The sequence below is a fragment of the Ancalomicrobiaceae bacterium S20 genome, from assembly GCA_040269895.1.
Taxonomy (GTDB): domain Bacteria; phylum Pseudomonadota; class Alphaproteobacteria; order Rhizobiales; family Ancalomicrobiaceae; genus Methyloraptor; species Methyloraptor flagellatus.
Genome location: CP158568.1, coordinates 2,273,064 through 2,292,140, shown reverse-complemented (window position 1 = coordinate 2,292,140; position 19,077 = coordinate 2,273,064). Strand labels below are relative to the sequence as shown.

The window sequence follows — 19,077 nt, the reverse complement described above, 5'->3', positions numbered from 1 at the left end:
CTCATCGGGGCGGCAGAGAGGGGGAACGCGGCCGCGGCCATCATGCCGCCGGCCCGTTCCGCCGTCGAGATGTCAGCCCGAGATGCCGTCGTCAGTTCACCTTGCGGATCCGCTCGCCCGGCATCGGCGTGAGCGTGCCGGCCGCGCCGAGATAGGCCTCCAGCGCATCGACATCGGCGCCGCCGGCGAGCAGATCCTTGCCGCGCTTGAACACCTTGAAGCGGTCGCCGCCGTCGGCGAGGAAGTTGTTCATGGTCACGCGATAGGACGCCGCCGGCTCGATCGGCTTGCCGTCGAGCGTGATCGAGCCGGGCACGACCCGGTCGCCGACCGGGCGCTTCTCGTCCCAGGCGTAGGCGAAGCCCTTCGAGATCTGCAGGATCGTCGGCTTTGGCTGACCGTCCCACTGCTGCTCGAGCATGGTCTTCAGGTCGGCGCCGGTCAGCGTCATGGTCACGAGGTTGTTGCCGAACGGCTGGGCGGCGAAGACGTCGCCATAGGTGACGGTGCCGTCCTCGCGCAGCTTGACCAGATCGGTGCGGATGCCGCCCGGATTGGTCACCGCGATGACCGCCGCCCCCTTGTCGGGATCCCGTGTCGCGGCGAGCTGCCCGTCGGCGACGACGTCGCCGAGCGGTGATTCCCCGTTGGGGCCGGCCTCCTTGAGCAATGTCGCGGCGATCTTGCCGACCGGCCGGTCGGCGAGCGGCTTGGCGACCTTCTCATAGGCGTCGAGCAGCCGGGTCTGGTCGGGATCCTTGGCGTAGGTGTCGGTGCGGACGATCATGTTGTCCGCCTTGGCCTCGACGATGCGCTTGCTCGCGCGGTCGAGCTTCACGCCGATCTCGGTGACCAGCGTGCCGAAGCGATGGCCCGAGGTCACCAGCCGGCCGTCGATCGAGCAATTGTAGGCCTGGTGCGTGTGACCCGAGATGACGATGCGGACTGCCGGGTCGAGCTTCTTGATGATGTCGAAGATCGCGCCGGAGATGCCGTTGCATCCGTTGTAGTCGCCGGTCGCGTAGCCGCCTTCGTGGATCAGCACGACGATCGCCTCGACGCCCTGGGCCTTCAGTTCCGGCACGAGCGCGTTGATGGTCTCCGCCTCGTCGCGGAACTCGACGCCCGCCACGCCCGACGGCGAGACGATATCCTTGGTGCCCTTGAGCGTCAGGCCGACGAAGGCGACCGGCACGCCCTCGAAGCTGCGGATTCGGTACGCCGGCAGGATCGGCTTGCCGGTCTTGAGATCGATCGTCGAGGCCGCCAGATACTGGTACTTGGCGCCGAGGAACGGATGCAGCGCCAGACAGCTCTTGTCGGAACCGCAACCGCCGTTCTGCTTGCGCAGCAGCTCGACCACGCCCTTGTCGAACTCGTGATTGCCGACCGCCGAGATCTCCAGGCCCATCAGCGACAGCGCTTCGACCGTCGGCTCGTCGGCGAACAGTGCCGACAGCAACGGCGAGGCACCGACGAGGTCGCCGGCCGCGACGAAGATCGAGTTCGGGAACTTGGCCCGCTCGGTCTTCACCAGCGTCGCCATCGCCTCCGCGCCGCCGGCATCGACCGTGATCGTCTTCGACGGATCGGCCGGGTCCGGGATCTTGATGCCGCCGGCCGGCGGCTTGAGGTTGCCGTGGAAATCGTTGATGGCGAGGATGGTGAGGTCGACCACGCCATCGGCCCCGCGCGCGGGCGCCACGGCTGCGAAGCCGGCACCGGCGAGGAGCGCCACGGCGGCGACCCGCGCCAGGGAAGCGAGGGGGCGGGAGCCGAACGCGGCAGAGACGGGGAAGCGGAGCGGGCGGACCATGGCGACCTCGGACGTGGGTGTGACGCCATTGTCTTTTCGCACCGTGTGACAGTTGCGACAACCGTGTGAATGATCGGCGACGGCACCCTGCATCGGCGGCGCATTTGGATCGCGTGTTCCGGTAATCGGCCGGCGCCTCCCGCGCCCGTCGGCTGGGCGCCAAGGGGCTCGGCGAAAGCCCGGGAAGTCTGCTAACCATGGGGCCGAGTGCGCGACTCAAGGCTTGCTGCGAGTCTGCGCTGTCGAGAGAGGTCGAAAACGCATGCGTTGCCCCTATTGCGGTGGCGAGGACACCCAGGTGAAGGACAGCCGTCCGACCGAGGACGGCGCCGCGATCCGTCGCCGCCGGGTCTGCCCGAGCTGCGGCGGCCGGTTCACCACCTTCGAGCGTGTGCAATTGCGCGAGCTGATCGTGGTCAAGCGGTCGGGCCGGCGCGTGCCGTTCGACCGCGACAAGCTGATGCGCTCGGTCGAGGTGGCGCTGCGCAAGCGGCCGGTCGATCCGGAGCGGGTCGAGCGCATGGTCAACGGCATCGTGCGCCAGCTCGAGTCGAGCGGCGAGCCGGAGATCGCCTCCGAACAGATCGGCGAAGCATTGATGGAGGGGCTGAAGAGCCTCGACGATGTCGCTTATGTCCGCTTCGCCTCGGTCTACAAGAACTTCCGCGAGGCCAAGGACTTCGAGCAGGTGCTCGGCGAACTGAGCGCCGACGAGACGCCGTCCGCCCGCAAGTAGGGGCGGGCGCGGCGTCGCTTGCCACCGGGCCCGCGAGGCGGCCGCCGTTCCGCTCGAGCGGCCGCGCTCGCAAGGATCGCCTTTCGAAGACGGTCCGTTCGGCATCGCCATGCCTTGAAGGGCAGGGGGCCGTGATCTATCTCGGAGCGGTGCCGCGACCCGCGCGGCATGTCCCGCCGGAATGCTCCACCGGATCTCTCCGTGACCGCTCCCGATTCCGCCCCAGATCTCGCCGCATTGGACGCCCGTTTCATGGACGCGACCGTGCGCTTCGCGCGCCGGCACCTCGGCCTCGCCTGGCCGAACCCGTCCGTCGGCGCGCTGATCGTCCGTTTCGAGCCCGAAGGGCCGCGCGTGGTCGGCCGCGGTGTCACGGCGCGCGGCGGTCGTCCGCATGCCGAGCGGCAGGCGATCGCGGCCGCCGGCGAGCTCGCGCGCGGCGCGACGCTCTATGTCACGCTCGAGCCCTGCGCCCATCACGGCAAGACGCCGCCCTGCGCCGAGGCCGTGGTCGAGGCCGGCATCGCCCGGGTCGTGACCGCCATGGAGGATCCGGACAGCCGGGTCGCCGGCAAGGGCCACGCCTATCTGCGCCGCCACGGTGTCGAGGTCGTGCTCGGCGTCGGTCGTGCCGAGGCCGAACGCGGCATGGCCGGCTTCCTGACGCGCATGCGCCGCGGCCGGCCGCGCGTCACGCTGAAGCTCGCTGTCTCCGCCGACGGCATGATCGGCAAGGACGGCGTGCCGAATTTCGCCGTTTCCTGCGAGGCGGCGCGCGGCCTCGTCCATGTCATGCGCGCCGAGGCCGACGCCATCGCGGTCGGCGGTGCGACCGCCGCGATCGACGACCCGATGCTTGACGTGCGCCTGCCCGGCATGGCCGACACGTCGCCGGTCCGGGTCGTGTTCGACACCCGCGGCAGGCTCGCGCTGGAATCGCGCCTCGTGCAGTCCGCGCGGCAGGTGCCGGTGGTCTGGGTCACGACCACGGGGGCCGGCCGCACGCGCATCGAGCAGATGCACGCGGCGGGCGTCGACCCGCTGCTGGTGCCGACCGCTCCCGACGGCCACCTCGACCTGATCCAGGCGCTGAACAGCCTCTCCTGGAAGGGCATCGGCTCGCTCCTGGTCGAGGGCGGCGCCGTCTTCGGGGAGGCCCTGATGGCGCGCGACCTCGTCGACGAGATATCGATCCTGCGGTCGCCGGTGGTGGTCGGCGCGCGCGGCGTACCGGCCCCGGCCGGTCTGCGCCCCGTGCTCGAAGGCCGCGACGACCGCTTCACGCTCGAAAGCCGCCGCGCGATCGGCACGGACGAGCACATCCGCTACCGTCGCCTGGGCCGCTGAGCCCCGCGCGACCCGACCGATCGTACGGCGACCCTCCGGCAGGCTCGGCGCGTCGCGGCGATCAAGGAAAGGACTTGCCATGTTCACGGGCATCGTCACCGACGTCGGCGAGATCCTCGCCCTGACCCCGCGCGAGACCGGCATCCGACTTCGGATCGGCACGGCCTATGACGTCGCCGGCATCGACCTCGGTGCCTCGATCGCCCATGCCGGCATCTGCCTAACCGTGGTCGAGAAGGGCACGACAGGGAATCGCAACTGGTTCGACGTCGAGGCCTCGCCGGAGACGCTGGCCGTGACCACGATGGGATCGTGGCAGGTCGGCGACCGCATCAATCTGGAACGCTCGCTGACCCTCGGCCAGGAGATGGGCGGCCATATCGTCACCGGCCATGTCGACGGCGTCGCCGAGATCGTCGAGCGGCGCGACGAGGGCGATATGGCGCGCTTCACCTTCCGGGTTCCCGTCAGCCATGCCCGTTTCGTCGCGGCCAAGGGCTCGGTCGCACTGGACGGCACCTCGCTGACCGTCAACACGGTCGACCGCGACACGTTCAGCATCATGATGATCCCGCATACGCTGGCGGTGACGTCCTGGGGCCCGAAGCGCGCCGGCGACAAGGTCAACTTCGAGGTCGACCTGATGGCGCGCTATGCGGCGCGTCTGGCCGAGACCATCGCCTGAGCCGGGCCGGACAGCTGGGCTGCGAGCAGCTCCGCGACCGTCTTTGCGCTGGACAAGCCGCGCGCCGCGCTGTTTATCGGGCGCGGCCCGATCCGCGCGCCGTTGCCGCCGCGGATCGCCTGAGATCCCTCTTCGAACCGGAACCCCGATGTCGACCAAGCTCCACCACGCCGACTACAGCGCCGAAGAGGTCGCCGGCTCGCATGTCCTGATCGTCGAGGCGCGCTTCAACGCCGAGATCGCCGACGCGCTGAAGGCCGGCGCCGTCGCGGTCCTGGAGCAGGCGAACGTCAGCCACGACGTCATCTCGGTGCCGGGCGCCCTGGAGATTCCGGCGGCGATCGCCTTCGCGCTGAAGGCCGAGGACGCCCGCGGCCGCACCTACGACGGCTATGTCGCGCTCGGCTGCGTGATCCGCGGCGAGACCACGCATTACGACATCGTCTCCAACGAATCCTCGCGCGCGCTGATGGACCTCGCGGTCGACCGCTGCGTGCCGATCGGCAACGGCATCCTGACCGTCGAGAACGACGATCAGGCCTGGGACCGCGCCCGTGCCGACCGGCTCGACAAGGGCGGCGGCGCCGCGGCCGCCTGCCTCGCGATGATCGCGCTGCGTCGCCAGCTCGCTGGCTGATAGCGGGTTGGCTGATAACGGGCCGGCCGGTGAAGGGTTGGACCGTTGGACTACCGATAGACGGCATGTTCGCGTCGCGCCGAGCGCGCTGCGAGCATGCCTGTTCCGTGGTTCGACCGAAGCGGACGGATGCGCCCGCTTCGGGAAACGAAGCCACCAACTGATTGAATCCCGGCCAGATCCGCGGCGGATGCGATGCCCCGCGGACTTTGGCATTGGTTGACATGGACGAGACAGAATGACCGAGACTTCCCCCCAGCCGCGCGAGGTCAAGCCGGCGAACAAGCGCGGCTCGGCCCGCCTCGCCGCCGTGCAGGCGCTTTACCAGATGGAGATCGGCGGCGCCGAACTCGGCGACGTGCTCGCCGAGTTCGAGGCATTCCGGCTGGGCAAGGAGATCGACGGTCTCGAGTTCCGCGAGGCCGACCCGGCGTGGTTTCGCGACGTGGTCGCCGGCGTTGTGCGGGAGCAGCGCGCGATCGACCCGCTGGTTCACACCACGCTCGAGAAGGACTGGCCGCTGAAGCGCATCGACGTGACGCTGCGCGAGATCCTGCGCGCCGGCACCTACGAGCTGATGAAGCGCAAGGACGTGCCGGCCCGCGTCATCATCACCGAATACGTCGACGTCGCGAAGGCCTTCTTCGTCGAGGACGAGCCGAAGATCGTCAACGGCGTGCTCGACAAGCTCGGCCACGACCTGCGCGGCGAGGATTTCGACAAGAAGTGAGGGTGGGGGCACCGCCGCCGGCTGTATGACACTGTCCGGGCATGCTATCCTTCGGCAGGATGAAGGAGATGCCCCGTGCGATCCAGCAAACCCCTGACCGTCACGCTCGGCCCCTTGCAGCATCGGGTCGATGAGCGCGTCGCCTCCGGCGAATACGGCTCGGCCAGCGAAGTGATCCGTGCCGCGCTGCGTGCGCTCGACCGGGAGGACGCCGCGCTCGATGCGGTGCTGAAGCAGCGCGTCGAGGCCTCGCTCGCGGACCCTCGCCCGAGCCTCACCCTCGACGATGCCTTCGCCCAGGTTCGGGCCCGCCACGCCGAACGCCTCGGCCGCGACGATGAAAAGGCGTGAGGTTCGCCTGCGCCCCATGGCGATGGCCGACCTTCTGTCGATCTACGACTATGTCGCCGATGCCGCCGGTCCGCGCGTGGTCGGCGACTACATCGATCGCCTCGAGAGCGCCTGCCGGGCGCTGGCGGAAACCTCCGAGCGCGGCACGCGTCGCGAGGATCTCGGTCCGGGTGTTCGAACGGTCGGCTTCGAACGGCGCGCGACCATCGTATTTCGGGTTGCCGACACGGCCGTCGAGATCCTGACCATCGCTCACGGCGGGCGAGACTTCGAAGCGAATTTCGAACCCTGAGCCCGAACGGCCGTTTCGCAAGGAAGCCTGCGCCCATGTCCCCCGCAACGCGCCCCCATGAAGACGAGCTCGTCGCGCGCTATTTCCGGCCGCTGGCGACCGATCCCGGCGCGTTCCGGCTCGGCGACGATTGCGCGACGTTGAGCCCGCCGGACGGCACCGATCTCGTGCTGAAGACCGATGCGGTCGCCGCGGGCATCCACTTCTTCGCCGACGATCCCTGGGATCTGGTGGCGAAGAAGGCGCTGCGCGTGAACCTCTCCGATCTCGCCGCCAAGGGCGCGCGGCCGCTCGGATACCTGTTGTCGATCGCGCTGCCGGCGGACTGGCGCGAGGACCAGCTCGCGGCCTTCTCGCGTGGGCTCGCCGAGGATCAGGCCGCCTTCGACGTCTCGCTGCTCGGCGGCGATACGATCCGCTCGCCGGACGGACTGGTCGTCTCGATCACCGTGCTCGGCGGCTTGCCGCGCGACACCATCGTGCGGCGCGGCGGCGCCCGGCCCGGCGACGTCCTCTATGTCTCCGGCACGCTCGGCGACAGTGCGCTGGGCCTCGCTCTGCGGCTCGATCCCACCAAGGCGGACGCCTGGAGCCTGTCGTCGGACGAGCGCGACCACCTCGCCCGCCGCTATCTGCTGCCGGAACCGCGTCTGCCTCTGGCCGAAGCGGTGCGCCGGCATGCCTCCGCCTCGATGGATATTTCCGACGGGCTCGGCCTCGATCTGACGCGCATGACGCGGGTGTCGAAGGTCACCGCGACGGTCGAGACGGCGCGGCTGCCGCTTTCGACCGCGGCGCGCCGGGCGCTCGGAGCCGATGCGGAGCTGATCGGCCGCATCGTCGGCGGCGGCGACGACTACGAGATCCTCGCCGCGATACCCCCGTCGGCGGTGGCCGGCTTCGAAGCCGAGGCGCGCGCCGCCGGCGTCGCGGTGACGCCGGTCGGCACGGTCGGGGCCGCCGACACGCCGCCGAGCTTCCTTGCGCCCGACGGCACGGCGCTCGTGCTCGGCACCTCGGGCTTCGCGCATTTCTGAATCGATCCGGCCCTGCCGCGAGGCGCCGCGCAGGTGCTTGCGTTTTTTACCGGATCGGTTGTCTCCCCGCCTTGACGACGCCCCCATGGCCGATAGGCTGGACCCCGCCTAGCAGAGCCGGGGAATGGACGGGTCGGTTCCCCGGTCCACCAAACGAAGGCCCGACCACGACAGTGGCCGCCCGCGCATGTGTGCGAGCGCCCGACGAGGGGTCAACTGGGAGGCGTCATGTCCATCATCGTCGTCGTATTGTGCGGACTTCTGTCCGTCGTCTATGGCGTCTGGGCCATCCAGACCGTCATGGCCGCGGACGCCGGGTCCGCGCGCATGCAGGAAATCGCGGGCGCGATCCGCGAGGGCGCGCAGGCCTATCTGCGCCGGCAGTACACCACCATCGCGGTGGTCGGCATCCTCATTCTCGTCCTCGCCGTCCTGTTCCTGAACGTTTACGCCGCGGTCGGCTTCGCCATCGGTGCGATCCTGTCGGGCGTCGCGGGCTTCATCGGCATGCATGTGTCGGTCCGCGCCAACGTACGCACGGCGCAGGCCGCGACTCAGTCGCTGGCCGGCGGTCTGGACATCGCCTTCAAGGCCGGTGCCGTGACCGGCATGCTCGTGGCCGGCCTCGCGCTGCTCGGGGTCACGGTCTATTACGGCGTGCTCGTCGGCCCGCTGCACAAGAGCTTCGCCGATCCGAAACAGGCGCGCGAGATCATCGACGGCCTGGTCGCGCTCGGCTTCGGCGCCTCGCTGATCTCGATCTTCGCCCGTCTCGGCGGCGGCATCTTCACCAAGGGCGCCGACGTCGGCGGCGACCTCGTCGGCAAGGTCGAGGCCGGTATCCCGGAAGACGATCCGCGCAATCCGGCCACCATCGCCGACAACGTCGGCGACAATGTCGGCGACTGCGCCGGCATGGCGGCCGACCTGTTCGAGACCTACGCGGTGACGCTGGTCGCGACCATGGTGCTCTCGGCGATCCTGTTCGCCGGCTCGCCGAAGCTCGCGGATCTGCTCGTCTATCCGCTCGCGATCGGCGGCGCCTGCATCATCACGTCGATCATCGGCACGTTCTTCGTCAAGCTCGGCATGAACAACTCGATCATGGGCGCGCTCTACAAGGGCTTCATCGCCTCGGCGGTGCTGTCCGTGCTCGGCCTCGGCGCGGCGACGTCGCTCTTGATCGGCTGGGGCGAGGTCGGCCAGGTCGCGGGCAAGGTGATCACCGGCCAGAACCTGTTCGTCTGCGGCCTCGTCGGCCTGGTCGTGACCGGCCTGATCGTCTGGATCACCGAGTACTACACCGGCATCGGCTACCGACCGGTGCGCTCGATCAGCCAGGCCTCGGTCACCGGTCACGGCACCAACGTGATCCAGGGCCTCGCGGTCAGCCTCGAGGCGACCGCGCTGCCGACGATGGTGATCATCGGCGGCATAATCTCGACCTACATGCTGGCCGGCCTCTACGGTACGGCGATCGCCGTCACCACGATGCTGGCGCTGGCCGGCATGGTGGTCGCGCTCGACGCCTTCGGCCCGGTCACCGACAACGCCGGCGGCATCGCCGAGATGGCCGGCCTGCCGAAGGAGGTCCGCAAGTCGACCGACGCGCTCGACGCGGTCGGCAACACGACCAAGGCGGTCACCAAGGGCTACGCTATCGGCTCGGCCGGTCTCGGCGCGCTGGTGCTGTTCGCGGCCTATACCTCGGACCTCAGCTACTTTGCGGCCAACGCGACGATCTATCCGTACTTCCTCAATGTGAAGCCGGACTTCTCGCTGGCGAACCCCTTCGTGGTCGTCGGCCTGTTGTTCGGCGGCCTGATCCCGTACCTGTTCAGCGGCATCGCGATGACCGCCGTCGGCAAGGCGGCGGGCTCGATCGTCGAGGAGGTGCGCCGGCAGTTCCGCGAGAACCCCGGCATCATGGAATACAAGGTGAAGCCGGACTACGGCCGCGCCGTCGACATCCTGACCCGCGCCGCGATCCGGGAGATGATCATCCCGTCGCTGCTGCCGGTCCTGTCGCCGATCGTGGTCTATTTCGGCGTGCTGACCATCTCGGGCTCGAAGTCGGACGCCTTCGCGGCGGTCGGCGCGATGCTGCTCGGCGTCATCGTCACGGGCCTGTTCGTGGCGATCTCGATGACCGCCGGCGGCGGCGCCTGGGACAACGCCAAGAAGTCCTTCGAGGACGGCTTCGTCGACAAGGACGGCAAGCAGCACTTCAAGGGCTCCGACGCGCACAAGGCCTCGGTGACCGGCGACACCGTCGGCGACCCCTACAAGGACACCGCGGGCCCCGCGGTGAACCCGGCGATCAAGATCACCAACATCGTCGCGCTGTTGCTGCTCGCGGTCCTCGCTCACGGGTGAGGATCGACGGCTCGCGAGACAGATGACAGGGCGCGGCGGCGCGGTTCGTCAGAACCCGCCGCCGCGCCTTTTTCGTTGTACGCCCGGCGGTCGCGGCGGCCGCAGAACATGCGGCTGAAACAGACGGCCGCGACCCTGTCGACGATGCCGATTTCCGCCCCGAGGAGACGCAATGGCCAGGATCTCCCACACCTCCACCGCCGTCGTCGTCCTCGCAGGCCTGAGCGCGGCCGGAGCCACAGGCGCGGCCCGCGCCGAGACCGCCGATACGGTCTCCTGCACCGCGCCCGTCGGCCCGAAGGACAGCGCCAAGGACATCATGAAGCGCTTCGGCGCCGATGCGGCCTTCGCCAAGAAGGTGGTCGGCGAGGAGGGCACCGAGATCAAGGTGCTGGTGCTCTATCCGAAATCGCCGGATCGGCGGCTGGAGATCGCCTTCGCCGACAAGGCCATGACGCGCCCGAGCGACGTCACCGCGACGCTGTCGCGCGGGGCCGCACCGCACCGGTGGTCGATCGCCGGCCTTGCGGTCGGCGCCGGTCCGGCCGCCGTGCAGAAGGTGAACGGCAAGCCGTTCCGGATCGCCGGCTTCGGCTGGGACTACGGCGGCTATGTCAACGACTGGAAGGGCGGGGCGCTCGGCCAGCCGCTCGCCGGCGGTTGCACGCTGAGCATCCGCTTCGGTGGCGAGAATCCGCCGGATGCGTTGTCGGGCGACGGTGTCTCGGTCGCCTCCGACGACAAGCGCCTGCTCAAGTGGGGCCCGGTCGTCGAGTCGATCGTCATGAGCTTTCCGGAGAAGTGAGGCGCGGCCGGCGTCCGGTGGCGCCATCGGATCGTGCCGAAACGCCGATCAAGGCACACGCGACGCCGGGCCGGTCGCTCTGATGTCACGCTGATCGGGCGTCCTGATCGGACGCCCGGTCCATTAGGTTGCTCGGGGCCGCGTCACGCCGCGCTCGGCGCCGGGATGATGAACGGTTCGCCGGTCTCCACCAGCGTCTTCAGCCGTGACAGCGCCTCCGGCCAGCCGCCGCCGACCGCCTTGCTGGTCGCGGTTTCGCCGGCGAAGTCGTCGTGGGTCAGCACGATCTTGGTCGCGCTGTCGCCGATCGCCACGAGCTCCCAGGTCACCCGCGACGGCAGGTCGCTGGCGACATCCGGCGACCACTGCGCGCTGAAACTGTGCACCAGCCGGTGCGGCGGCTCCAGCGCGACGATTGCGCCGACGATCATCGGCCGGTCGCCGGCGAAGAACGTGATCGCGCCGCCCGGCCGCCAGTCCGTCTGCGACGTCATGTTGAAATGCTGCCAGAGCGGCGTCTTGGCGTCGTCGGTGAGGATCGCCCAGATCGCGGCGGGCGTCGCCCGCACGAACAGTTCCCAGACGTGTTTCGGCGCCTTGTCGGCCATGGACCTGTCTCCTTCGACTACACGGGAGAGATCGTTCAGCGTGCGCGCGAACGGCGCGGCATAGCGGGAGATCCACCGATCGGCGGCCTGTTGGATCGGCACCGGATTCAGATAGTGGAGCTTCTCGCGTCCGACCTTGCGCGTCACGACGAGATGGGCGGCTTCCAGGATGCGCAAGTGCTTCATCACCCCGAAGCGGGTGATGCCGTGTCCGCGTTCGAGATCGGCGAGCCGCTGGCCGTCCTTCTCGCGAAGGGCGTCGAGCAGCGCGCGGCGGATCGGGTGAGCGAGCGCCTCGAAGATGTCGTCCATGACCTCCTTATACGTGCCTTTATAGTCACGTGTCTAGGTGGTCACATGTCGACGTCTCTGCAAACGACGACGGCGGCCGGATCGCTCCGGCCGCCGTCGCGTGCGCCAGGGGAAGAGGGGCCCCGGATCGGGGAGGGGGATCCGGTCGGGAGCCCGAGCGCCGGTGGGGGCCTCAAGCGTCGAGCTTGATCGCCTTGAGCTTGTCGATGCCGAGCGCCTGCAGGGCGAGGCGCTCGTAGAACGGTTCGGCCTGGCCGAGCCGGATCTTGCGCAGGAAGTACTTCTCGAAACCGATCTTGGCCGCGTGCACCCAGCGGCCGGACGACGACCAGTTCACGTTGCGCGGCGGGATCTGCGGCTGGGCCACGAAGGCGACGCCGCCATCGCCGAAGTCGGCGAGGCAGACGGCGTTCCAGGTCGCCTGCGCGTCGGGTGTCTTGCCGGCGAGGAGGCCGGCGACGTTGTGCGCGGTCGCCGTCACCATGGATTCGATCATGAAGCCGGTCTTCGGCACGCCGACCGGCACGGCGGTCTTGCCGACCGGCGGGATCGCGACGCAGACGCCGACGGCGAACACGTTCGGGAAGGTCGGGTTGCGCTGATGCTTGTCGACGATGATGAAGCCGCGCGGGTTGGTCAGCCCCTCGATGCCGCGCACGGCCTCGACGCCGCGAAACGCCGGCAGCAGCATCGAGAAGGCGAAGGGCAGTTCATGGCTCTGCCGGACGCTGCCGTCGTCGTTGTGCTCTGTGACCTGCATCTGGCCGGCCTCGACCTTGTCGACCTTGGCGTTGCAGATCCACTTGACGTGATGCTGGCGCAGCTCGCTCTCGAGCAGGCTCTTGGTGTCGCCGACGCCGTCGAGGCCGAGATGGCCGATATAGGGCTCGGCGGTCACGAAGGTCATCGGCACGCGGTCGCGCACCTTGGCGTCGCGCAGCGCCTTGTCGAGGATGAAGGTGAACTCGTAGGCCGGCCCGTAGCACGACGCACCCTGCGCCGCGCCGAGCACCACCGGCCCGGGATTGGCGATCAGCCGCTGAAACGCCGCCTTGGTGTCGAGCGCGTGGTCAACATGGCAGATCGAATGGGTATGGCCCGACGGGCCGAAACCCTCGATCTCGTCGAAGGCCAGTTCGGGGCCGGTCGCGATCACCAGGTGGTCGTAGTCGACCATCGTGCCGTCGGTCAGTTCGATGCGGTTCTCGGCCGGGTGCACGCGCGCCGCACCCTCGGCATGCAGCGCGATGCCCCGCCGTGCGAACACCGGCGCGAGATCGACCTCGATGTCCTCCCGTTCGCGCCAGCCGACCGCGATCCAGGGATTGGACGGCACGAACGAATAGCGCGTGCCCTTGTTCACGACCGCGATCTCGTGCTCGCGCCCGAGCACGTCGCGCAGTTCATAAGCCATCACGACGCCGCCGAGACCGGCGCCCAGTACGACAACCTTTGCCATGTCCGTCTCCTCCCGAGAGCCTGTTGTCCGGTAGCCCTGTCGCTGACACGCGCTCTCTTATCTTTGTAATTTAGCATATGCTTATATTATGGGAAAACGCAATCTAGTCCTTTCGGGGGATGCCGCGGGCTTGATGAACGGGCACGACGGGGTGGGCATGACGGAGCGGGTGTGCCCGGCTGGTCCGCTGAGCGGATGCCGCGACGAGTGCTCTGACGGCGACCGGAGCGAGAGGCCGGGCGCGGCGCGGAAAAACAAAACCCCCGCCCGGGATCCCGGACGGGGGTAAATCTCTGACGGCGATGCAGGGGACCGGGCGGGGCCCGGCGGCGCTCACTTGGGGATCGGCACGGCCGGGTTCGCCTTGAGGATCTGCGAAATCAGGCCGATGTCCTGACCGGTGGTCTTGGTCTTGCGGCCGATGAAGTCGAACACCTTGCCGTCCTGCAGACCGTAGTTGCTGATCTCCTTGACCTTGCCCTTGTCGTCGAAATACACGGCGAGCACGGTCTGATCGTAGACCTTCGGCGTCATGAACGCCGCGATGCGGTTCGACTTCTGAGAAATGTAGTAGAAGGCCTCGCCGCCGATCGTCGCGGTGGTCGAGGGCGTGCCGAGCACGAGCAGCACCTGCTCGCGGCTGGAGCCGACCTGGACTTGGGCGAGCGCGTTCTCCGACAGCACGTAGCCGTGGTCGATCTCCTCCGCGCAGGCGCCGAGTGCCAGCGCCAAGCCGGTCAGGCCGGCGAGGGCGAGGCCGCGCAGGCCGCGGGTCCGACCGGCGCGCATCGCGGAACCGGCCCCGAAGGAAACGCCACAATTCATCTCGATACTCCCGCTCGTCGAAATCGCCTTTTGGGCGCGGTTCGCACCGCGTCTCGAAGCTTGCTTGGCATTCTCCCTATCCTGCGATAGGTCGAATGACAACGGCGCCCGGTCCGCAAGGACCGGATGGCAACGAAACGGCCGCGGTGCATCGCACCTTCGGCCGCTTCGCCGGTGGTCGGTACGGCCCCGGATCATTCGACGCCAGTCAACCCATTCGCGCGGCGGCGGTTCGCCGGCGCGTCGACGAGAGAGCCCCATGATCCTGTCGCTGTTCCGACGCAAGGCGCCGGATCCGTCCGAAGCGCTCTATGATGCGATCGTGGCCGCGGCGCGGCAGCCGGCGCTCTATCTCGACGCCGGTGTTCCCGACAGCGTCGAGGGTCGCTTCGAGATGCTCGTGCTGCACATGGCTCTCGCCGTCGACCGTCTCGCCGCCGATGCGCGGAGCGGGGAGGAGGAAACAAAAGGGCCGAGCCCGCTCGCCCAGGCGCTGGTCGATCGCTTCTTCCTGGAGCTCGACCGGTCCTTGCGCGAAATGGGCATCGGCGACGTCGCGATCCCCAAACGCATGAAGAAGCTGGCGGCCGCCTACAACGGTCGCCTGCAGGCCTACACGGCGGCACTCGATGCCGGCGACCGTGCGGGCCTGGAGGCGGCCTTCTGCCGCAATGTCTTCCCCGGCGCGGCCCCGCCGCCGTCGGGCGTCCCGGTTCTCGCGACCTATGCGGTCGCCGCGCGCGCGTGCCTCGCGGCGACATCCCTTCAACACATGGAAGCAGGCAAACTGCCCAGGCCCGATCCGGCTTACCCCGATCTGGCCCGTGCTGTGCCGGCCTGAGGAACCCGCGCCGCGTCCGGTCGTTCCCCGCGCGGGTGGCCGGCGGGCTCGCCGTCCGGTAACGGACGTGGCGAGCGCGCCGTCTCCGGCGAGAGGCGCAGACGATCCCGCTGCGACGCCGCTGGTCGGCGCCGCAGGATCTCGACGGTCGCCGCGGCGATGCGAGCCATTCCAACCGTCGCCGGGCGGCGACGAGGAGACACTGTTCATGATCACCCAAGTCACCGGAGCCGAGGATGCTCCCCCCTTCAGCCGCGTCGTGCCGCTGGCCGACGTCGGCCTGTCCGGCACCACCGTCACGCTGACCGCGAGCCCGACCGAGCGCCAGGCGCTCGCCGAGGCCTTCGATCTCGTCGACCTGCCGTCCTTCGAGGCGACCCTGACGGTCAAGCCCTGGACGGCCCACGGCTACCGCGTCGAGGGCCGCGTGGTCGCGACAGTGGTACAGAGCTGCGTCGTGACGCTCGAGCCGGTCGAGAACACCGTCGACGAGGCGCTCGACGTCAAGTTCGTGCCGGCCTCGGAGATCGCCAAGTTCGAGCCCAAGCACAACGAGGAGGGCGAGATCGAGCTCGATGCCGAGACGCTCGACATCCCCGACGTGCTCGACGGCGACGGCATCGATGTCGGCGTGCTCGCGGCCGAGCATCTGGCGCTCGGCCTCGATCCCTATCCGCGCAAGCCTGGCATCGCCTTCGATCCCGACGCCTTCGGGCTGGCGCCGCCGGCGGACGAGAAGATCTCGCCCTTCGCCGCGCTCGCCCAGCTCAAGAAGGACTGACTTTGCGCGGGATCGCGTGCAACCCTGCGGCCCGGACCGGTTCCGGGCCGCAGTTTGCTGTTGTCAGCCCCTTCGAAAGCGCTATTGTCCGCGCCTCGCCGGACCACCGGCGCCTCTGACACGGACCGATGCCTCAATCCATCATCATATCGCTCGATGCCATGGGCGGCGACGCCGGGCCCGAGATGGTCGTGCCCGGAGCTGCGCTCGCCCTCGAGCGTCGCCCGGACATCCGCTTCGTGCTCTACGGCGACAAGGCGCGCCTCGAGCCGCTGGTCGCCGCGCACCCGGCGCTCGTCAACGCCGCCAAGATCGTCCACACCGACGTGGTCGTCCGCATGGACGACAAGCCGAGCCAGGCGCTGCGCCAGGGGCGCGGCAAGTCGAGCATGTGGAAGGCGATCGACGCCGTGAAGACCGGCGAGGCCAATGTCTGCGTCTCCGCCGGCAACACCGGCGCGCTGATGGCCATGTCGAAGTTCTGCCTGCGCATGATGGCGGACATCGAGCGCCCGGCGATCGCGGCGATCTGGCCGACGACGCGGGGCGAGTCGATCGTGCTCGACGTCGGCGCCACCGTCGGCGCCGATTCCGATCAGCTCGTCTCCTTCGCCGTGATGGGCGCGGCCATGTCGCGCGCGCTGTTCGGCATCGAGCGGCCGACCGTCGGCCTGCTCAATGTCGGCGTCGAGGAGATCAAGGGCGTCGAGGAGGTCCGCACCGCCGCGCGCCTGCTGAAGGAGGCGAACCTCGCCGAGCTCGACTACGTCGGCTTCGTCGAGGGCGATGACATCGGCAAGGGGACGGTCGATGTGGTCGTCACCGAGGGCTTCGCCGGCAACATCGCGCTGAAGACCGCCGAAGGCACCGCCAAGCAGATCGCCGCCTATCTGCGGCAGGCGATGAGCCGGACCTGGCTCGCCAAGCTCGGCTACATCCTGGCCAAGTCCGCTTTCGACCGCCTGCGCGAGAAGATGGATCCGCGCAAGGTCAACGGCGGCGTGTTCCTCGGTCTCAACGGCGTGGTGATCAAGAGCCACGGCGGCACCGACGCCGAAGGCTTCGCGGCCGCGATCGAACTCGGCTACGAGATGGTCCGCAACGATCTGCAGAGCCGGATCGCCCGCGGCGTCTCCCTCTATCAGCGCGCCGGGCTCGACGCCGAGCTGACGGCCGAACAAGGTGAAGAGCAGTGACCGTCGTGAGAACCGTTGTGCGCGGCACGGGCAGCTATCTGCCGGCCGAGACGTTGACCAACGACGATCTGGCCAAATTCGTCGACACCACGGACGAGTGGATCGTCGAGCGCACCGGCATCAAGGAACGCCACCGCGCCGCGCCGGGTGAATACACCTCCGATCTCGCCGCCGAAGCCGCCCGTCGCGCCATGGCGGCGGCCGGCGTGACGGCCGATGACATCGACCTCGTCGTGCTCGCCACCGCCACGCCGGACAACACCTTCCCCGCGACCGCCGTCGAGGTGCAGGCGCGGCTCGGCATCACGCGCGGCTTCGCCTACGACATCCAGGCGGTCTGCTCGGGCTTCGTCTATGCGTTGGCGACCGTCGATGCGCAGATCCGTGCCGGCATGGCGCGCCGCGCGCTGGTGATCGGCGCGGAGACTTTTACGCGCATCCTCGACTGGAACGACCGCACGACCTGCGTGCTGTTCGGCGATGGCGCCGGCGCCATCGTGGTCGAGGCAGCGGAAGGCGAGGGGACCATGGCCGATCGCGGCGTGCTCGCCTCCTGCCTGCGCTCCGACGGCCGGCACAAGGCCAAGCTCTACGTCGACGGCGGCCCGTCGACGACCCAGACCGCCGGCCATCTGCGCATGGAAGGTCGGGAGGTCTTCAAGCACGCGGTCGGCATGATCGCCGACGTGATCGAGGCCGCCTTCGCCGCGACCGGCATGACCGCCGCCGACATCGACTGGTTCGTGCCGCATCAGGCCAACAAGCGCATCATCGACGCCAGCGCCAAGAAGCTCGGCATCGATGCCGAAAAAGTGATCCTGACCGTCGATCACCACGGCAACACCTCGGCCGCATCGATCCCGCTCGCCCTCGATGCGGCGGTTCGCGACGGGCGTGTGAAGCCCGGCGACGTGGTCCTTCTGGAGGCGATGGGCGGCGGCTTTACCTGGGGTTCGGTGATGATCCGCTGGTGATCGCTGACATATCGCACTGCACCATTGATTTCGTTTATATTTTTCATCACGGAATCGGCCTGCGCGGCGCCGCGCGCAGTTGACCGTCCGGCTCGGACGCCCTACCGTCTCCTGGGTTGAGAACGGAAATTGTCTTCATGACAGAGAGACTTCGCCGGATCGGCGCGGTCTTCTCATGGGTTGATCCGGGGGTGAGCATTATGGGGGGTAGGACTGTCACGCGTGCCGACCTCTGTGAGGCGGTCTATCAGAAGGTCGGCCTGTCCCGCACGGAGTCGGCCGATCTCGTCGAGATGGTCCTCGACGAAATTTCTGATTGCCTCGTCCGGGGCGAGTCGGTGAAACTCTCGTCGTTCGGATCGTTCCTTGTCCGCTCTAAGGGCGAGCGCATCGGACGTAATCCCAAGACCGGAGAGGAAGTGCCGATCTCTCCGCGGCGGGTCATGGTTTTCAAGCCATCGAACGTTTTGAAGCAGCGGATCAACGAGACATTGGGCGACGACAGCGGCAACTGATCGTAGCCCTCGTGGTTGCGTGCCGTGGACAAGAGCCCTGATGCATTCCGGACGATCAGCGAAGTCGCGGGGGATCTCGATCTCCCGCAACATGTGCTGCGTTTCTGGGAGACGCGTTTCGCCCAGATCAAGCCGCTGAAGCGCGGCGGCGGCCGTCGTTACTACCGGCCCGACGATGTCGAACTGCTCAAGGGCATCCGGCACCTGCTCTATGGCGAAGGCTATACGATCCGCGGCGTCCAGCGCATCCTGAAGGATCAGGGCGTCCGCTTCGTCATGAACGTCTGGCACGAGGGCGCCCCGCAGCCGTCGCGGGTCGAAGGCGGCCCGGCACGGAGCCCCGCACCCGGCCATTTCCCCGAAGCCGAAGACGATTTCGACGATGCGTCCGCGGCCTATGCGGATTTCGACGCGCCGGAGGATTTCGCCGACGAGGCGCGTGCCCATGCGCCCGAGCTCGGCGATCGCGGCTTCGTCGATCAGGGCCGCGAGCCCGATCCGCGGCCGCTCAGGCCCGATCCGCGCTCGGAACCGCCTCGCTTCGACGGGCCGCGCTTCGAAGGCCCGCGCTTCGAGGAACCCCGTTTCGACGAGCCGCGCTTCGATCCGCGGGCGCCGCTCGCCGCCCGTCTGCCGGCCGACGAGCGCCCGCCCGTCGCGCGCGGCGACGCCCGCCCCGATCCGCGCTTCGCGGCCGGCGAAAACGCGCGGACCCAGGCCGGCGACGACGAGGATGCCGAGGGCTCGGCCGCGG

19 protein-coding genes and 1 pseudogene are annotated in these 19,077 nt (G+C 68.8%); 16 read left to right on the top strand and 4 right to left on the bottom strand.

All coding sequences use genetic code 11. The features are described from left to right. Positions 1–91 precede the first annotated feature (91 nt). Positions 92–1,816 carry a bifunctional metallophosphatase/5'-nucleotidase gene (locus ABS361_10445; protein XBY46585.1) on the bottom strand — a complete coding sequence of 575 codons (1,725 nt, stop codon included), beginning with the start codon at positions 1,814–1,816 and terminating at the stop codon, positions 92–94. 262 nt (positions 1,817–2,078) lie between these two features. On the opposite strand from ABS361_10445, the gene nrdR reads away from it, so the two are divergent. The 10 genes from nrdR to ABS361_10395 all read left to right on the top strand — a co-directional run bounded on the left by nrdR (position 2,079) and on the right by ABS361_10395 (position 10,812). Then, complete coding sequence (nrdR, locus tag ABS361_10440; protein XBY46584.1) at positions 2,079–2,552, top strand: transcriptional regulator NrdR; 474 nt, start codon at positions 2,079–2,081, stop codon at positions 2,550–2,552. 201 nt (positions 2,553–2,753) lie between these two features. Beyond that, positions 2,754–3,899, top strand: coding sequence for a bifunctional diaminohydroxyphosphoribosylaminopyrimidine deaminase/5-amino-6-(5-phosphoribosylamino)uracil reductase RibD (gene ribD, locus ABS361_10435; GenBank protein ID XBY46583.1), 1,146 nt, complete (start codon positions 2,754–2,756; stop codon positions 3,897–3,899). Between the two features lie 79 nt (positions 3,900–3,978). Beyond that, positions 3,979–4,584: a riboflavin synthase gene (locus tag ABS361_10430; protein ID XBY46582.1), complete on the top strand. Its 606-nt coding sequence runs from the start codon at positions 3,979–3,981 to the stop codon at positions 4,582–4,584. A gap of 148 nt (positions 4,585–4,732) precedes the next feature. Then, positions 4,733–5,221 (top strand): 6,7-dimethyl-8-ribityllumazine synthase, encoded by a 489-nt coding sequence (locus ABS361_10425; protein ID XBY46581.1) that lies wholly within the window; start codon positions 4,733–4,735, stop codon positions 5,219–5,221. 238 nt (positions 5,222–5,459) lie between these two features. Beyond that, a complete protein-coding gene (nusB, locus tag ABS361_10420; protein ID XBY46580.1) occupies positions 5,460–5,951 on the top strand; it encodes a transcription antitermination factor NusB in 492 nt (163 codons plus the stop codon). A gap of 75 nt (positions 5,952–6,026) precedes the next feature. Beyond that, on the top strand, positions 6,027–6,302 hold the full coding sequence (locus tag ABS361_10415) for a type II toxin-antitoxin system ParD family antitoxin (GenBank protein ID XBY46579.1): 276 nt from the start codon (positions 6,027–6,029) through the stop codon (positions 6,300–6,302). Then, positions 6,238–6,594, top strand: a complete 357-nt coding sequence (locus ABS361_10410; GenBank protein XBY46578.1) for a type II toxin-antitoxin system RelE/ParE family toxin — start codon at positions 6,238–6,240, stop codon at positions 6,592–6,594. Before ABS361_10415 ends, ABS361_10410 begins: the two co-directional genes overlap by 65 nt. 35 nt (positions 6,595–6,629) lie before the next feature. Then, positions 6,630–7,631: a thiamine-phosphate kinase gene (thiL, locus tag ABS361_10405; GenBank protein ID XBY46577.1), complete on the top strand. Its 1,002-nt coding sequence runs from the start codon at positions 6,630–6,632 to the stop codon at positions 7,629–7,631. Positions 7,632–7,859: 228 nt separating this feature from the next. Beyond that, positions 7,860–10,007 carry a sodium-translocating pyrophosphatase gene (locus ABS361_10400; protein XBY46576.1) on the top strand — a complete coding sequence of 716 codons (2,148 nt, stop codon included), beginning with the start codon at positions 7,860–7,862 and terminating at the stop codon, positions 10,005–10,007. Positions 10,008–10,179: 172 nt separating this feature from the next. Beyond that, complete coding sequence (locus tag ABS361_10395) at positions 10,180–10,812, top strand: hypothetical protein (protein ID XBY46575.1); 633 nt, start codon at positions 10,180–10,182, stop codon at positions 10,810–10,812. A 143-nt stretch (positions 10,813–10,955) separates the two neighbouring features. Here ABS361_10395 and ABS361_10390 read toward each other — a convergent pair whose 3' ends face one another. The 3 genes from ABS361_10390 to ABS361_10380 form a co-directional block, all read right to left on the bottom strand. Beyond that, positions 10,956–11,732, bottom strand: a complete 777-nt coding sequence (locus ABS361_10390) for an SRPBCC domain-containing protein (protein ID XBY46574.1) — start codon at positions 11,730–11,732, stop codon at positions 10,956–10,958. Between the two features lie 172 nt (positions 11,733–11,904). Continuing rightward, the gene (locus ABS361_10385) at positions 11,905–13,191 is read right to left on the bottom strand and encodes an FAD/NAD(P)-binding oxidoreductase (protein XBY46573.1); all 1,287 of its coding nucleotides are present in this window, start codon (positions 13,189–13,191) and stop codon (positions 11,905–11,907) included. 333 nt (positions 13,192–13,524) lie between these two features. After that, positions 13,525–13,980, bottom strand: a complete 456-nt coding sequence (locus tag ABS361_10380) for an outer membrane protein assembly factor BamE (protein ID XBY46572.1) — start codon at positions 13,978–13,980, stop codon at positions 13,525–13,527. A gap of 295 nt (positions 13,981–14,275) precedes the next feature. Between ABS361_10380 and ABS361_10375 the strand changes: the two genes are divergently transcribed. The 6 genes and pseudogenes from ABS361_10375 (at position 14,276) to ABS361_10350 (ending at position 18,608) form a co-directional block, all read left to right on the top strand. Then, the gene (locus ABS361_10375) at positions 14,276–14,857 is read left to right on the top strand and encodes a ubiquinol-cytochrome C chaperone family protein (GenBank protein XBY46571.1); all 582 of its coding nucleotides are present in this window, start codon (positions 14,276–14,278) and stop codon (positions 14,855–14,857) included. Between the two features lie 208 nt (positions 14,858–15,065). Continuing rightward, positions 15,066–15,638, top strand: coding sequence for a DUF177 domain-containing protein (locus tag ABS361_10370; GenBank protein ID XBY46570.1), 573 nt, complete (start codon positions 15,066–15,068; stop codon positions 15,636–15,638). 128 nt (positions 15,639–15,766) lie between these two features. Continuing rightward, positions 15,767–16,834, top strand: coding sequence for a phosphate acyltransferase PlsX (gene plsX / locus ABS361_10365; protein XBY46569.1), 1,068 nt, complete (start codon positions 15,767–15,769; stop codon positions 16,832–16,834). Then, positions 16,831–17,808, top strand: coding sequence for a beta-ketoacyl-ACP synthase III (locus ABS361_10360; GenBank protein XBY46568.1), 978 nt, complete (start codon positions 16,831–16,833; stop codon positions 17,806–17,808). Before plsX ends, ABS361_10360 begins: the two co-directional genes overlap by 4 nt. A gap of 200 nt (positions 17,809–18,008) precedes the next feature. Beyond that, complete coding sequence (locus ABS361_10355; GenBank protein XBY46874.1) at positions 18,009–18,323, top strand: integration host factor subunit alpha; 315 nt, start codon at positions 18,009–18,011, stop codon at positions 18,321–18,323. 24 nt (positions 18,324–18,347) lie between these two features. Beyond that, positions 18,348–18,608, top strand: a pseudogene (locus ABS361_10350) (MerR family transcriptional regulator). Positions 18,609–19,077 lie beyond the last annotated feature (469 nt).